The sequence below is a fragment of the Paenisporosarcina sp. HGH0030 genome, from assembly GCF_000411295.1.
Taxonomy (GTDB): domain Bacteria; phylum Bacillota; class Bacilli; order Bacillales_A; family Planococcaceae; genus Paenisporosarcina.
In genome coordinates, this window is record NZ_KE150421.1 from 70,965 (window position 1) to 86,636 (window position 15,672).

The window sequence follows — 15,672 nt, forward strand, 5'->3', positions numbered from 1 at the left end:
CCAACAGTTTGCACTACTGCAGTGCTAGCTGTTGGCATTTCTTTATTGAAAAGCGTATCACGTCATTTTATCTAGACACTTTGAAATGTGAAGCTGGCCACGCTACCTGACTCCAACCGAGTGAAGCGGAGGCGTGGGCTGGCGCTTGAAGCTAGATAAATAGAAAAGCAGTAAAACTTATCGATGCTGATAAGTTTCACTGCTTTTTAATTTTATGCTCCTTCACCATCTCCAGGAGGTGGTTCTACTGGAGGTGGTTCTACTGGAGGTGGCTCTACTGGAGGCGGCTTAGGTTTCGGATCCGGTTTAGGTTTTGGATCTGGCTTCGGCTTTGGTTCTGTACCAGGTTTAGGTTCTGGTTCAGGTGCTGCTACATTTACCATATTGGATGCGGGAGATTGGTTCCCTGTAATATCCACAGCAACCACGAAGTATGTGCCTGGGCTGCTCAATTGATACGAGTTGCCACTTGCTTCTTTGACGGAAGTTAACAAAGCATTGCCACCAGTACTTTTGAACACTCGGTATCCAACGACATCTTTGGAAGCGGAATTCGACCAAGTTAGAGTTCTTCCTGAAATGGAAGCAGAAACTGATCCCGGTGAAGCCCCATCAGCATCGAATGTATCTTCAGATACTACCCGGTCTGCAAAACTAGAATTTTGAGGAAAAAGCTTACTTGCATCACCGTTGATATTGCCAAACATACGATTAATAAAGTCTTTGTTCACACCAACTCCACCACTGACTACAAATTCGCTAGGTGTTGACGAAAGTGCGCGATAACGTTTGCCATCGATCATGACGTAAGATGATGAGACGAAGCTATCATCTGCTTTCCTTGGTACGTAAGTGTTGGCATTGAATAAATCAGATCTAACAAGACCTGCACGAGAACATTCTTCTGATGGAGACATTCCTGAAATTGCACAGAATGAACGAGAGACAACGCCTTTAGGCTGCTTGAATCCGGCAGCTGGGTCCACCAGTTCAGGATTCACATCATATGAACTATTCATCAATCTAGCCCATAACATATTGACGCGAGTTCCTGGTTGTTGATAAGTACCATTCGAAATATTTAAATTGGTTGGAGTATCGTAACCTAGCCATACACCAAGTGTAATAGAAGGGTTATATCCCATGAACCAAACATCGTGTGCATTATTTGTTGTTCCCGTTTTAGCTGCAAAATCAGAATTGAATTTCAATTCCGATTGCGCCCGTCTACCAGTACCCTCAGATAACACATCTCTTAGCATATCAGTTACGATATATGATGTTTGTGGAGAGTAGACAGGTACAGCTTTTGATTGATGCTTGAAAATAATATTGCCATCAGCATCTTCAATTTTCTCAATCATATATGAATCGATAAATTGACCACCATTCGCCAAAGTGGCATAAGCATTTGTGTTTTCTTCAATTGTGACACCATTTCTAATACCACCAATTGAAGCGGAAAGGTTTACATAATCCTCATCTATTAAACGAGAGAATCCGAGTTTTTTTAAAAATTCGGCTGGACGTTTTTCGACAATTTGATTATACAATCTTAAAGCTGCCAAGTTTTGTGAAGTTGCCAGTGCCTGTCGGGCAGGAATGATACCAAGTTCTTGCTCTTTATTGAAGTTTCCAGGTGAGTATGGATTTCCACTGCCGTCTACATAGTCTTTGAATGCAACATCGACGACCGGACTTCCAGCACCGATCACACCATACTCAATGGCAGGAGCATAAATTAATAAAGGCTTCATGGTTGAACCATTTTGACGATATCTTTGTGTTGCATGATTTGATGCTTCAATTTCATAACTACGTCCACCGATAAAACTTAAGATTCTGCCCGTACTATTTTCCATCAGCACACTGCCTACCTGAACAGGTTCTTCAACCCATTCATTTTTTTGTGATTCAGCATTGTATTTTTCAACCTTGATAGATGGGCCATAGTTTTTAAATTCATCTTTAACTTTTTGATGAGCGTCATACATTTCTTTGTCTATGGTTGAATGTATTCGGTAGCCGTTATTACGCATTGCACGATCGGCCATAATTGTATATTTTTCATTTAATTTTTCTTCATCTTTTAAACGAGAAGGGTCAATGCCGTCTTTTTCAGCTAACAATTCCGCTATAATCTGTTTTGCTTGGCGTTCCAATTCATATGTTAAGAAAGGGTATCTTTCCTGAGGTAATAATTCAGGAGAACGGAAATCTTTTTTAATATCGTAAGCAATCGCTCCGTTATATTCTTGTTCCGTTATGTAGCCGGTTTCTTTCATACGATACAGAACTGTCAGCATCCGATCGATTCCTGGTTTCAGACCATCATCATCTTTCAATAAACCTCCAGAAGTGAATGGTGTATGAGCGAAAGGTGCTTGCGGAATGCCCGCTATAAAAGCAGCCTGAGGTAAATTTAAATCTTTTGCTTTGACATTGAAAATTCCTTCTGCGGCGGTTTCAATCCCTGCAATATTGGCACCAGAAGCGTTGCGGCCGTAGGGGATGATATTTAAATAAGCTTCCAGAATTTCATCTTTTTCCATGAATTTTTCAAGGCGCATGGCAAGAAGAATTTCTTTTGCTTTGCGTTCATAGGAAACTTCATTTGTGAGAATCTGATTTTTGATTAACTGTTGTGTAAGTGTGGATCCACCTGTCTGGCTATCAGAATTCGTTACATCCTGCAGTAGCCCACGGAAAATAGCCTTTGGCACGATTCCATCATGTACTGGGAAATATTCATCTTCCGTTGCATACACTGCATCAAGGACATAAGGAGAGACTTCCTCAAGCTTCGTTTCACGACGCTGTAAATCTGTTCTTATTTTCCCTAAGTACACATTGTTCGCAAAATATACTTCTGAGGTCTCTTCATAACTGAAGATGGATGCGCGCATATCCGCTTCTTCACGAAGTGGTTCCTGATCGACTAGTGAAGCGAAATATCCAGCTGCCACCGATCCTGCAAATGCGCCGCCTACCAAAAGGACAATAAGCAAAATTAATGCGAGATTCCAGATGACCCCTGAGGTAATGCGCAAGCCTTTAGCCCACTGTGCATTCGTCCACCTATCCCATGTTTCGTTTATTTTTTTCAACCAGTTTTTTACTTGATCATTCAACCGAATCGACCTCCTAAAATCTTGTCCTATTATATCATAAAATGGTAGATGCCTAATATATTTATTGACAACGAACAATAAAAGCGTACAATGAAAAAATATATATTATTTTGAGTGATGAAAAGTCCGAAGTAATGAATGCAAGTGCTGTTTAGAGAGCCAGCGGGTGGTGAAAGCTGGTCAGTGTGCATACATGAATTACAGGCTGGGAGCTTAAACGTCAACACAACGATACTGTGTCTGATGAGCGGAAGGACTGGTTCCTTCAAGCTGGGTGGTACCGCGCAAATTGTATTTAGCGTCCCTGCATGATTTTTATTAATCGTGCAGGGACTTTTTTATGTCTAGCTCCACGCACCAGCTCGCACCTCCGCTTCAGAAACTCAATCGGAAACAAGTTTCCGATATGTTTCTTCCAGCGTCGGAGTTGAGCTAAAGTGGCGAGTTACGCAATTCATATTTTCAAGGAGGAATGGCAAATGACAAACGCATTAATCGAAGACTTAAAATGGAGAGGCCTTGCCTACCAGCTGACTGACGAAGCGGGTATGGAAGAGCTTTTGAATAAAGAATCAATCTCTTTATATTGTGGAGTGGATCCTACAGCGGACAGTATGCACATTGGACACATCGTTCCTTTACTGACATTGCGCCGTTTTCAATTACATGGCCACCAACCGATTCTGTTGATTGGTGGAGCTACAGGAATGATTGGAGATCCATCTGGCCGTAGCGAAGAACGTCAATTGCAAACAACTGAACAAATTGATGAAAATGTTAAAGGTCTTAAAGTTCAAATGGAACGCATTTTTGATTTTGGTTCTGAAAATGGAGCCGTTTTGGTTAACAACCGTGACTGGATCGGTTCGATGAATGTCATCGAATTTTTACGCGACTATGGAAAATACATTGGGGTTAACTACATGTTAGCGAAAGATACGGTTGCCTCACGTTTGGAAGGCGGAATTTCGTTCACGGAATTTTCGTACATGTTGATTCAAGCAATCGATTACAATCACTTATACGATTCTCACAACTGTCGAATTCAAGTAGGGGGATCTGATCAGTGGGGCAATATCACGACTGGACTTGAAATGATTCGTAAAACCCATACAGAAGAATCAAAAGCATTCGGTATGACCATTCCACTTGTGACGAAATCGGATGGTACGAAGTTCGGTAAGTCGGCTTCTGGAGCGGTATGGTTAGATGCTGAAAAAACATCACCATATGAGTTCTACCAGTTTTGGTTGAATACTGCAGATGCAGATGTAATCAAGTACATGAAAATCTTTACTTTCTTGACACGTGAAGAAATCGAGGTATTTGAAGTGACAGTTGCGGAAGAGCCACATTTACGCAAAGCACAAAAGGCGCTTGCTGAAGAAATGACACGTATGATTCATGGTCAAGACGCATTGGATAACGCACTGCGTATTACACAAGCATTATTCAGCGGAGACTTAAAATCATTATCTGCAAGTGAAATGAAAGAAGTATTCAAAGATGTCCCTTCCATTGAATTGCCAAAAGAAGACAAAAACATTGTGGACTTATTGGTTGAAGCGGGAGTTTCGCCATCTAAACGTCAAGCACGTGAAGATGTAACGAATGGAGCGATTTCAATCAATGGAGAAAAATTGACGGCTGTCGATCACATCGTGAATGCTGAAAATCGTTTGGATGATTCGTTCTCAATCTTACGTCGCGGCAAGAAGAAATACCATATGGTGAAATTCGTATAACACAAGAGGAAAGACCGTTTTATTATAAAAACGGTCTTTTTTATTAAAAGAATGACATGTTTCCAACGAACCACCATTCACCGTTAAACTGTGATGATTTTTGCCTTAAAAGTAAAGCTGCCTTGATGACTAATATCGTCATCAAGGCAGCTTTTTTCGTAATCACTTATTTTCAGTAATCCATGTAGGTAATTCTAAATCGGCATAAATATCTGGATGTAGGATATTGGCGAGCTTAAACGCACCTTCCAAAAGGCGCGGGGAGGGACGGCAATACAATTCTTCTTCCATTATATGTACATTGTTCTTTTGTAAATCTGTTAGATTCTCATAACCAGACCGTTTTTCAACAACTTTTTTATTCACTTTAGATAGCTGAACGCCAACCCAAGCAAGGAAAATATAGTCCGGATTGCGACGCATTACATCATCCCAATCTGTCTGAACACTTGCCAATTCAACGTCACGAAAGACATTGCGCCCACCAGAAACTTCACTGACTTCAGTTAACCAATTTACCTGTCCTGGTGTAAAGATTGGTTTCGGCCACCACTCCCAATATAATTCGGGATAAGTGGAAACAAGGGTAGCGCGAATCTTCATTTCATCAACAAATTTTCTGTATTCCAAGACGATCTTTTCAGCCTCAACAGAAATACCACATGCGTGACCAACAATCAGTAAATCCTCTGCAATATCGTTTAAACTTTGAGGATTCAACACAAGATGGGGAATACCACGATCTACTAATTCGTTCACATTTTTCTCCATACCAGGAACACTGAGTGAAGCCAATACAAGATCAGGCTCTAATGCCTCTAGTGCATCGATATCAATTGACAAATCCGGACCTAATCGAGGTAAATGTTGAACTGAAGAAGGCCAATCAGAAAAGTCGTCGAGTCCGACAAGCTGATCCGTTAAGCCTAAATAGGCAAGAACTTCAGTATTGCTAGGGCATATAGAAATGAGTCTCATACAAAAACTCCTTTTAATTTTTATATAAGTGTATCATAGGCACAAAAAAAGAGCCCCAACTGGGACTCTATTGAAACTAACAAGAGTAGTACTCAATAGTCAAAATGCCTGGGCATCGAAAGTGCACAGGCATTTTTTATTTCACCCTACCTGGATAATTTGCAGGGTGGCCAATTTGTAGCTAAAATGCTCCTGTAATTCTGCTTGGATTTTAACAATATCTCCTTCTAGCAATGAAACTAAATCAGAAGAGGACAGGGAGGTAGCAGTGGTGGATTCGGTGAACGACGATACTACCGTAATGGCGTCATTTATCTTTACGTGAAATGTCGATGGCGAACAAGTTATTGTATTTGATGCCAATATGATTTTATAGCTAATTTGATAAATCCCTGATTTCAATACTTTCAGGCCGTCTTGCATTAACTCTACATCTTGGAGTGGTCCAGGCATGATAAATCTAACAGCCCCAGACGCTTTGCTCATTACATTGCAAATGCCGAAACCATGAGCTGCTTGCAATATACCTGGTGGTCCAGGAGGGCCTTGATCCCCTTTAGGTCCTTGTATTCCTTGTAGACCTCTAATACCTTGATCACCACTGGGACCTGGGGGACCTTGATCCCCTTTTGGACCTTGTATTCCTTGTAGACCTCTAATGCCTTGATCACCACTGGGACCTGGAGGACCTTGATTACCTTTAGGTCCTTTTAAACCTTGTGGGCCCTGCTGGCCTTTTGGTCCAGGGGGGCCTTGTTCTCCTCTAAAACCAACGGGACCTTGATAGCCTCTAGGACCTCTAGGCCCACGTGCGCAATTACAATTATTCGATGATCCATTACATTTTGGACAGCGATCCAATTTAATCCTTCCTTCCTTAATAAAGATGGCAATTGATTTGATGCGTTCGTACTTTTGCATCCCTGACCAATTGTTTTTTAATTGCGAATATTAAGTGGTATATTTTGGAGTGTCCCGCCCGAGCTGGATTGAATGGAAATAGCTCTCGTTTGATCTGGCAGCTGAGAGGAGCCTTCAACCCGATACCCCCATTCCCCTAATGTATCCACAGGCACTTGGGCTAGGAGAGTGCCGTTAAGACTACTGCCGATATAGATAGAGATTGATGCCCCTGCTTGAAGCACATTTGATGTCCCGGAAATACGCCATTCTGCATCCCCAGTACGATACTCCGCCCGAGTAACGGTCAAGGTTTCCGGAACCGATGTCACTTGGACAGTGTCTGAAGAAATGCCTCCAGGACCTTGGACTGTAAGTTGGAAAGTTAGTGTTGCTGGCTGTGCGGGAAATCTATATGTGGCTGTGGAGGTATTGGGATTGGTTAATTGTACGGGAACTCCCGAGATTTGAGCCCATTGGTAAGATGTTGCAAGCCCTGTTGCGCTTCCTGCCAGCGTCACTAGTGCTCCTTGCTGGACGACTTGATCTGGCCCTGCATCAGCAATTGGAGGTGGTGTGGAGTCAAGAACCGTAATACTTACGGAGTCGGTGGAAGGTCCGCCTTCGCCATCAACTGTCAACTCAAATACTAGAGTCGCTTGAGAAGCTGGTGCAACAAAGGTAGGAGTTGCTGTAGTGCCACCAGTCAATGCAACAGTAGGTCCGGATAACTGAATCCAATTATATGAGGTGATAGCACCCGTTGAATTCGTTCCGTTCAGAAACACGGTTGAATTAACGACAACTGTTTGGTCGGGCCCGGCATTAGCTTCTACAGGTATAGGACCATCAGGAGAACCGGTCACTGATACATCTATAACCCTCTTGCCTCCCGCTGTCGATTTAATAGTTACCTGGGACGGTGCAAATGGGAGGCTTGTAGTGCTTAATCCGTTAGGCGGAATGATGATCTCGCCAACCCCAAAATCCTCTATGGATAAAGCCGGTGCTCCAATCAAATCACTGGATGAGGCAATGACATCCAAAGTTTGGGAATTCGTGTCATAGTTCGCCGTTGCCGTAATGAAATCAACTGGCCCGGCTTCTTTTATACTGTTCGGAACATCACTCAAGTTTGTAACAGTAACGGAAGCAGGGGGGCGGTCACCTGTATAAGCGACTCGGGCAAAGTACCGTCCGTTTATTCCTTGAAGCAGGGTGGTCTCAATTCCGTTTCCAGAAGCGCTTATCGTCTGTGCAGTGTCATCTGAAACCGCAAAGACATCTAGCGGTCCGCCTGCGCTATCGGTTTGTGTATAGTTGGCTCTAGTCACATCGACTCCCGAAACGGTAGAGATTTTTCCTAGAACCGTAAAAAGTCTGGTTTCAATACAGTTATCGGAGTCAAGGCCAGGAGTTGTTGAGCGATCCGGGGATCCGATGCCAATTCCTGGCCCTTCAATCCGAAAAATGTTTTGAGGCTGTCCGAATGAATCAACAAACACACTGCCTGTAATTAGATGGGGCACATTTGGATCGCCAATATATCCTTCTGGGGCAAGTGGTGCAACATTTGGATCCCATTTTAAAAATGGATGGACGCGGCTGTTAAGCGCAAGCTCGAATTCCCCGCCGTTCAATCCGCCAATATCCTCTGTAAAATTAATTTCCCCGGCTCCCTCACCATCAGGTTCAGCGATGAACGTGTCAGTTCCATATGGGTGTGTAACCGTATACTCTGCATTTGGCTGTAATCCAAAGATACGAATCCGCACTCTGCCAAATACAATTTGGTCTCCATCCCTAGGAACTTCGCTTACAAAAGCAGCTTCCAATGCTAAGACAAGCCTAGCTCTTTCGCCAGTACCAGTAGTCATTTCAGCTTCCGCCAGAAAATAAAATGCTTCCGATGGATAATTATCCGGGAATGACACGGGCAGCGTTGGGTTAGGCAAATCTGCAGGAGTAATCCCTGAGTAAGGATCAGTAGGATCGACATTCAATTGAAGACGCAATCTATTTTCATCTTTATACCATACAGGAAAACCATCAAACGCATTAATTGGTCCGACTGTCATGTATAGCCTCCTTTTTTTTGCAGAAAAAGTGATTCTACCAAATTTAACTGGAGATCAGGCGATTTCCTAATTTCTGCATATTTTTTCAAACTGTTATCAGTGTATGCAGAAAGGAATCCCATAGAGTAGGTAAATATACAACATTTTACAGTGGACAAAGTTCGTTCATATTTGCTGGTACATATGTTATGTAGAGGTGGGGCTATGGATAAAATTGCACATTTAATCATCTTTTATGTAGATGGCTGGATAGCTCTTTGTTTTTATTTTTATTTGCGAAGCTTTAAAAAGTTAATCGGGTTTCAGTTGGGGATGAACATTAGTGTGGCAATGGGCGGGATGGCAGCTCTGCTTTCTGGTGTTTTGCTTCAGCAGCAATTTCCATTCCATTTTACGTTGATTACGCTGATATCAACGGCCGTGGGGCTATTGGTTGGTGCGTTATTTGGGCTTCTGTTCGATTACCAGACGTTTGTAACCGGATTGACCAATGGTGCGTTCATTGGGCTGATGTCCCCGATGATTGGAACTGTTGTAGAAATGCCTACCCTGTTCAGTTTGTTCGTGCATGGGGTCTTTGCATTATGTTTACTCACCATTCTCATTTCTATTAAAAGGTCGTGATGTAAACCTTGTGGCCCATTATATTGTTATTGATGTGGTGCTTTTTCGAAGCTTTTTTTGTTTACCGGATATTTATTAAGAAGCATTTCCTGTTTGATGATCGATTTACAAAGTCGATGTGTATGGCTATATCCATGATGTCTTCATTTGCCATGGCGTTTTACACTCGTTTGCTTCTTCCTGTCAATCAGCCTATTTTTTATTTGATTCCCTTGGTAATAGGACTTTGCATTGGCTGGAAGTTCGGGGCCATGATTAAAGCTCCTGCTTCCTTAAATGGAATTTATAATGGTGCAATTGGTGGAATCATGGGAATGATGTTTGGTGCAGTCCTGCAAAATCCAGCCCTGTGCAAGATCCCAATTGAAACGGAAGCCATGATTGCTGAAAACATGTATATTCTGGCCTTTTTCATTGCCTGCCTTCATGCACTCGTATGCCAGCTCGTTCGCTATTCATTTAGGGTGTAATGGAGCTCGTTCTCATGAAAAAACCAAGGAGGAGTTAAATGAAATTTTTTGCATTCACCATTTTATTGATTGGGGGAATTTTGGCCATCTACTTCTTTTGGCCCGAATCAACCAGCTTGCCTAAGATGGGTACCGTAACTGATTGGGAACTGACAGAAGTGGGAACAGAGGAAGTGCCTGCCCATGATAAGCCAAAACTTATCACATTTTTCTATACAAACTGTCCAGATATTTGCCCTACCACTATGATTGATCTGCAAAATCTGCAGCAATCGATGGAGGACGAAGGGATAACTGAAGATCAATATCTTATTGTATCGGTGACGCTGGACCCGGCCTACGATACAGAAGAAAGAATTCTCCAATATAAAGAAGCTTTTGGAATCTCAAGTGACAATTGGCTGTTTTTAAGAGGCTCTGAAAAAGAAATCAGAGGGTTTACCAAGTCCTTCAACTTTGTGTATGAAAAGAATAAGGATGGGTTCCTAACCCACTCCACATCGATGTATATTGTGGACTCAAAGAACCAAATCAGATCCATCCACGACATGGCGGTGGGAGACAAAAAAGTGAATACCGAGGAAATTCTCCACCATTTCATGCAATTGATAAAAGAAGCAGAATAGTTTGGCTGGTCTAGTCTTTTTATAGTTCATAAAATTATGGGCTCAACATAAATTATGGAAGAGATTTCAAAATGAAGGAGCCTGCATATGAAGGATCATTTTGAGGAAACGGGATCGTTAGGCCAGACAACGGACGATTTGAACAAAAATCCTTCGTTTTCTTCACCAACCAGTGCGGTTTCCGAAGAAGAGACGAGAATTCTTTCCGAGTATATCGCCCAGAAAAACCTGTTTAAAGTGACGAGCCAAGACGAATCCCGCAGGAAAGTCCTTTTCTTGAAGCAGTTTTTTAAAATGAAGCGGAACCAGCAAGTTGTCGTTTCTTCTGTCATCGAAAAGGATATCCCTTTGACGACTGAGGGAAAAGTTGCAACGATTGGAAGAGATTTTGTCATGCTGACAGATCTGAAAAAAAGATTATGGATTCCCTACAGAGCGATTCAATCTGCAACCATCCCCTTTGGATTTCCCACTTACTCCAATACTCACCAACATTTTATTTATGATAATAACCTCCAGCAAAAGCTCGTTCTTCAATTCGGTGAAACAGTAGCTAAAAAAGACGTCCTAATCCGCCAGTTTTTTGAAGAATCTCTTCAAACAAACCTTCACTCCTGGAAAGGAATCTGGGTTGAAACCAGAACAGCTGACAACATCTTTTTCGGGAAAATCGCGTCAGCCACAAAAGCAGATTTAATTCTTCAGCTGTCAAAGAAAAAAGAAAGCGTGATTCCATTAAATGAGATTCGCTTTGTTTCAACTATCGGGATAATCTCACTGTGGAAAAAGGTCCTGAAGTTATGGCTGGAAAAAGATTGAAATAATAAGGGGGCAAATTGATGGAACAAACAGAGGATAATTTATATGAAGAGCTGAAAAAGCTTATTGGGGATGACCTAATTGTCATAACCCGGGCCGTCCAGCTGAACTTACTCGGCCAAGTATTCCGCCCCATTTTCTCTGGAACGGTTTCTGACGTTCAGCATGGTCATATGACGTTGTCACCAGTCATCATTAAAATGGTGAATGCTCCATTTTATAATTTTCCTTTCCCGATAAGCATTCCATTTGAGCAAATTGTATCTTACTCGACGGAAGTGCCTGTTGATGAAGTGTTCCCATTAGCATAATTGAGGAGAGATTATTAAATGACTAACGAAAAAAGTGAATGCAGGCCGGTTAATGATACAAGAGAGGAAGCTCTTGTATTTTATTTCAAAAAAAATATAGGACGGCGGGCATTCATATTGACTGAAGCCTTTCCATTTATGTTCATAGGCAAGATCAAAGGAATATTGGGAGATATCGTGACATTGTATGTACAAACCACATCCGTACCTGCCTTGGAAGGAAAGGTATGGAACATTCATATCGATTCCATTGATGTGTTCTACATTGAAACAGGCACCGGGGCAAAAATTCCTTATTTAAAAGATTATTCGGATGAGGAACTTGCATGACAAGAAGGTATGATGTAGCAGCAATTCCGATTCGTATTGTTCTGAATTCATTTGGAGACCACAACCCTAATGGGATGATGTACGTTCTGAAAGAAAATGAGCATAAAGTTAAAGACTTGGTCAAAAAGAATCCTTTCTCTCCTGTAGAGCTCGTCCAGCCTCTCGTAATCCGGGCAAATGAAGGAGAAACGATTGAAATTCTTTTCAAAAATAAATTGGATTTCAATACAGGCATGCATTTTCAGCAAGCCGAATATGATGTATGCCAATCGGACGGAGCAAATGTAGGGTTCAATAAAGATACGACGGCTGCCCCAGGGGAATCTATTCTATATCGATTGCATGCGGTTAAAGAAGGAACGTATATCTTTTCTGATCTGGGCAATCCGGCAAGCGGTGAAAATGGTTCCAATTCCAATGGGTTGTTTGGGGCTTTATTGATCCAGCCCCGCTTTTCCTGGTGGACGGACCCAGAGACGGGCAAAACCATGAATAGCGGTGTGTATGCTGATGTACATCATCCTTTGCTTCCTTCGTATCGGGAATACGCCTGGATATTCCATGATGAAATGGAGGTCGATGATTTAACGGGAAACCGGCCAATCAATCATCTTACTAATCAGGAGGAGGAATCCTTTCATGGGGCTAACTACCGGTATGAACCGATCAACAGACGCCAGCAGCTCATTGAAGAAGGGGTTGTAGGACCTAATACGGAAGGTGAAGAAGTCCATCATGACTCATGGGTATTTGGAGATCCATCAACCCCGATTTTGAGGGGATATGTAGGGGATCCTGCAAAATTCCGTGTGATACATGGCGGGGTGAAAGAGACGCACGTCTTTCATTATCATGTACATCAATGGTTGAGTGATCCGCAAGACCTCAACTCGGAAATGCTAGATTCCCAAGCGATAAGTCCTCAATCCCACTACACAGTTGAGCCTCTTTACGGGTTGGGAAGCCTACAAGGCTCCTTTGGTGACGCCATTGTCCATTGCCATCTGTATCCGCATTTCGCAGCCGGAATGTGGGGCATGAACCGAATATTTGATACGCTTCAGGACGGTTGCCAGTGCTACCCGAATGGTGTCCCTATAAAGGCTTTGCAGCCATTGCCTGACCGTAAAGCCCCGCCGAAGCCTACAAAATTGAAACCGGGGTTCCCGAATTTCATCCCAGGGAAGGTCGGTTACAAGGCGCCTCGTCCACCTCTGGGAATCAAGGGGGGACGGGGATTGACGGAACTGGAACGCAACGCAGCAGTGAAAAATCCAAGACCAGGGGCTGTATTTGTAAATCCATCACCTGAAGATGCAATCGTGAAGGAATTTAACGTCTCGGTAATCGAACTGCCCGTAACCTATAACAAACAGGGCTGGCATGATCCGAAAGCCAGGATTTATGTGCTGGATGAAGACCTAGATGATGTATGTTCAGGCAAGAAAGAGCCTGAACCGCTCGTTTTCCATGCATCGGCACATAATAGCATCCGCATTAATTTTACAAACCGATTGCCCCATATTCTTGATGGCGATGCATTCCAGCTGGTGACGAGAGCGTACGAAACCGGTTTCCATATTCACTTTGTAAAATTTGATGTTCTGGTGAACGATGGGGCAAATGTCGGCTGGAACTATGATTCTTCGGTACTGCCAGGTGAAACCATCCAGTATGAATATTACGCTGATATCGAGTTGAAAGCCTGGTTCGTCCATGATCACTTATTTCCAGCCTCCCATCAGCAGCATGGTGTATTCGGATCTGGCGTTGTCCACCCGCGATTTACGGAGATTCTCGATTCGGCTACAGGGGAAGAGGTTGCCCGCGGCGCCCAGGTCACTACCCGGAATCCCTTGATTCCTGATTATCGGGATTTTGTGCTATTCGCACAGGATTTCGCCTTGCTGTTCGATAAAGACGGCAAACCCCTTCAGCCCCCTGGGTTCCCAGGCTCTTTTGATGACCCGGGTTTATTCGGGGTGAACTACAAAAATGAACCCCTTCAATTCCGATTAGGACCTGATTGCGATCCTGCCTATACATTCAGTTCTTATGTGAATGGTGATCCAATTACCCCGATATTGAAAGCATACGAAGGAGACACCATTCGGATCCGGCTCCTCCAAGGGTGTCAGGAAGAATCCCATAGCTTCAATGTCCATGGGTTGAGGTGGCTAAAGCAGCGAAAGAATTTGAATTCAAATGTCGAAGAGCAGCAGCATATTGGAATATCCGAATCTTTTACCATGGAAACTTTTATTCCCCGAGCGGGAGATTATTTCTGGGCATTTGAAACGGAAGAAGATCTATGGAATGGGCTTTGGGGATTGATTAGGGCATTTGATGAAAGAGTTCCGGGTCTTATCCCTTTATCTGACCGTCCAGCCCCTTTAAAGCGTTCAAGGCCACTCCCTGAATGTACGGGGAAAAAGCCTCCTAAAGCAGATGACCCTACTAAAGTTCCAGTCAAAAAAGGTCCAATCCGCTATTTCGATATCGTAGCTTTCCAAGTGCCACTTAGCTATAACAGTTTTGAAGATCACGATCCTCATGGGATCATTTTCACACTTAGGAAAGATATGGATGCTATTTTAAAAGGAAAGAAAAATCCGGAACCGCTGGTCATTCGTGGAAACGTTGGAGATACAATTGAAATTGCTCTCACTAGCCTTTTGAAACTGGATCTATTCCCATTCAAGGATGGCATCTACCCTTATCCGGAAGTAAAGGAGCAGGCTTTCTATCCGCCATCTTTGAGAATCTCCATGCACCCTCAATTGATCCAGTATGATGTGAAAACATCTGCAGGGGAAACAGTTGGTTTCAATGGAGACCAAACGGTAGGGCCAGGTGAAAGCAGGAAATATCGCTGGTATGTTGATGCCCCAATGGGTGCATGCGGCATGTGGGATATGGCGGATATCCGCAACCATAAGTCCCACGGCGCATTCGGCGCATTTATTGCCGAACCAAGGGGAACAGAGCATTTAGATCCCTATACGCTGAAGCCGGTCAAAACCGGAGCGAATGTGGTTCTACGTAACCCATTCCTTCCAAGCATAAGGGAATTCGTCATCATCATGCATGACGGCGTAAGGCTGCTTGATAAAAAAGAACAGGTAATAGTCGATCCTCTTGCGGGGATGATTTTGCCACCTCCGGACATTGATGAAGACGAAGTCGATACGTATGACCAAGGTTCCAGAGGATTCAACTATCGAAGTGAACGTTTGGTCAACCGCTACCGCAAACATTCAGTGCTGCAAGACTTATTCAGTTCGTGTGTTTTCGGGGACCCAGCTACGCCATTGTTTGAAAGCTACTTAGGAGACCCGGTTACAATTCGATTGGTGACGCCAGCAGAAAGGCGCAGGACGCATACGTTCCATATTCATGGACATCGCTTTCGATTTGAAGTGAAAAATTTGAATTCGCGTACGGAATCATTTGCAGGATTGAACGTAGCGGGGGCAGCGCGCAATTTGGAATTGCTCGGCGGCGCTGGCGCTTATATGGGATTCCCAGGGGATTATATGTACCGTGCAGGAAATATACTCTGGGACATAGAGCAGGGTATGTGGGGGATAATGAGAATTCACAAAGGGATTCAAGAACACTTGCCTCCATTAGAGAAATAGAGCGAACAGAAGAGAAGAA

Annotated in this window: 12 protein-coding genes; 8 read left to right on the forward strand and 4 right to left on the reverse strand. The window is 43.2% G+C overall.

Annotation, left to right across the window (positions count from 1 at the left end; all coding sequences use genetic code 11):
* Positions 1-212 precede the first annotated feature (212 nt).
* Positions 213-3,131, reverse strand: coding sequence for a transglycosylase domain-containing protein (locus tag HMPREF1210_RS00405; RefSeq protein WP_016426599.1), 2,919 nt, complete (start codon positions 3,129-3,131; stop codon positions 213-215).
* A gap of 479 nt (positions 3,132-3,610) precedes the next feature.
* Here HMPREF1210_RS00405 and tyrS point away from each other — a divergent pair, with 479 nt between their 5' ends.
* Positions 3,611-4,876, forward strand: coding sequence for a tyrosine--tRNA ligase (tyrS, locus tag HMPREF1210_RS00410; RefSeq protein ID WP_016426600.1), 1,266 nt, complete (start codon positions 3,611-3,613; stop codon positions 4,874-4,876).
* Between the two features lie 162 nt (positions 4,877-5,038).
* Here the strand turns inward: tyrS and HMPREF1210_RS00415 are convergent, their stop codons facing one another.
* From HMPREF1210_RS00415 to HMPREF1210_RS00425, 3 genes are all read right to left on the reverse strand, one after another.
* The gene (locus HMPREF1210_RS00415; protein ID WP_016426601.1) at positions 5,039-5,854 is read right to left on the reverse strand and encodes a cobalamin-binding protein; all 816 of its coding nucleotides are present in this window, start codon (positions 5,852-5,854) and stop codon (positions 5,039-5,041) included.
* Positions 5,855-5,995: 141 nt separating this feature from the next.
* Positions 5,996-6,715: a collagen-like protein gene (locus tag HMPREF1210_RS18545; protein WP_016426602.1), complete on the reverse strand. Its 720-nt coding sequence runs from the start codon at positions 6,713-6,715 to the stop codon at positions 5,996-5,998.
* Between the two features lie 77 nt (positions 6,716-6,792).
* A complete protein-coding gene (locus HMPREF1210_RS00425) occupies positions 6,793-8,832 on the reverse strand; it encodes a hypothetical protein (protein WP_016426603.1) in 2,040 nt (679 codons plus the stop codon).
* A gap of 204 nt (positions 8,833-9,036) precedes the next feature.
* On the opposite strand from HMPREF1210_RS00425, the gene HMPREF1210_RS00430 reads away from it, so the two are divergent.
* From HMPREF1210_RS00430 to HMPREF1210_RS00460, 7 genes are all read left to right on the forward strand, one after another.
* Positions 9,037-9,456, forward strand: a complete 420-nt coding sequence (locus HMPREF1210_RS00430; RefSeq protein ID WP_016426604.1) for a hypothetical protein — start codon at positions 9,037-9,039, stop codon at positions 9,454-9,456.
* A gap of 122 nt (positions 9,457-9,578) precedes the next feature.
* Positions 9,579-9,926 carry a hypothetical protein gene (locus tag HMPREF1210_RS00435; RefSeq protein WP_231391039.1) on the forward strand — a complete coding sequence of 116 codons (348 nt, stop codon included), beginning with the start codon at positions 9,579-9,581 and terminating at the stop codon, positions 9,924-9,926.
* Between the two features lie 38 nt (positions 9,927-9,964).
* Positions 9,965-10,552, forward strand: coding sequence for an SCO family protein (locus HMPREF1210_RS00440; protein ID WP_016426606.1), 588 nt, complete (start codon positions 9,965-9,967; stop codon positions 10,550-10,552).
* 87 nt (positions 10,553-10,639) lie between these two features.
* Positions 10,640-11,371: a hypothetical protein gene (locus HMPREF1210_RS00445; RefSeq protein WP_016426607.1), complete on the forward strand. Its 732-nt coding sequence runs from the start codon at positions 10,640-10,642 to the stop codon at positions 11,369-11,371.
* Between the two features lie 20 nt (positions 11,372-11,391).
* The gene (locus HMPREF1210_RS00450; RefSeq protein ID WP_016426608.1) at positions 11,392-11,682 is read left to right on the forward strand and encodes a hypothetical protein; all 291 of its coding nucleotides are present in this window, start codon (positions 11,392-11,394) and stop codon (positions 11,680-11,682) included.
* Between the two features lie 18 nt (positions 11,683-11,700).
* A complete protein-coding gene (locus HMPREF1210_RS00455) occupies positions 11,701-12,012 on the forward strand; it encodes a hypothetical protein (RefSeq protein ID WP_016426609.1) in 312 nt (103 codons plus the stop codon).
* On the forward strand, positions 12,009-15,653 hold the full coding sequence (locus HMPREF1210_RS00460) for a multicopper oxidase domain-containing protein (RefSeq protein ID WP_016426610.1): 3,645 nt from the start codon (positions 12,009-12,011) through the stop codon (positions 15,651-15,653). The genes HMPREF1210_RS00455 and HMPREF1210_RS00460 overlap by 4 nt, the downstream gene beginning before the upstream one ends.
* Positions 15,654-15,672 lie beyond the last annotated feature (19 nt).

What these genes read in the sequence shown, in the direction of transcription:
- tyrS (WP_016426600.1), top strand. Translation starts at nt 3,611, where the DNA reads ATGACAAACGCATTAATCGAAGACTTAAAATGGAGAGGCCTTGCCTAC.
- HMPREF1210_RS00415 (WP_016426601.1), bottom strand. Translation starts at nt 5,854, where the DNA reads ATGAGACTCATTTCTATATGCCCTAGCAATACTGAAGTTCTTGCCTAT.
- HMPREF1210_RS00425 (WP_016426603.1), bottom strand. Translation starts at nt 8,832, where the DNA reads ATGACAGTCGGACCAATTAATGCGTTTGATGGTTTTCCTGTATGGTAT.
- HMPREF1210_RS00430 (WP_016426604.1), top strand. Translation starts at nt 9,037, where the DNA reads ATGGATAAAATTGCACATTTAATCATCTTTTATGTAGATGGCTGGATA.
- HMPREF1210_RS00435 (WP_231391039.1), top strand. Translation starts at nt 9,579, where the DNA reads ATGGCTATATCCATGATGTCTTCATTTGCCATGGCGTTTTACACTCGT.
- HMPREF1210_RS00440 (WP_016426606.1), top strand. Translation starts at nt 9,965, where the DNA reads ATGAAATTTTTTGCATTCACCATTTTATTGATTGGGGGAATTTTGGCC.
- HMPREF1210_RS00445 (WP_016426607.1), top strand. Translation starts at nt 10,640, where the DNA reads ATGAAGGATCATTTTGAGGAAACGGGATCGTTAGGCCAGACAACGGAC.
- HMPREF1210_RS00450 (WP_016426608.1), top strand. Translation starts at nt 11,392, where the DNA reads ATGGAACAAACAGAGGATAATTTATATGAAGAGCTGAAAAAGCTTATT.
- HMPREF1210_RS00455 (WP_016426609.1), top strand. Translation starts at nt 11,701, where the DNA reads ATGACTAACGAAAAAAGTGAATGCAGGCCGGTTAATGATACAAGAGAG.
- HMPREF1210_RS00460 (WP_016426610.1), top strand. Translation starts at nt 12,009, where the DNA reads ATGACAAGAAGGTATGATGTAGCAGCAATTCCGATTCGTATTGTTCTG.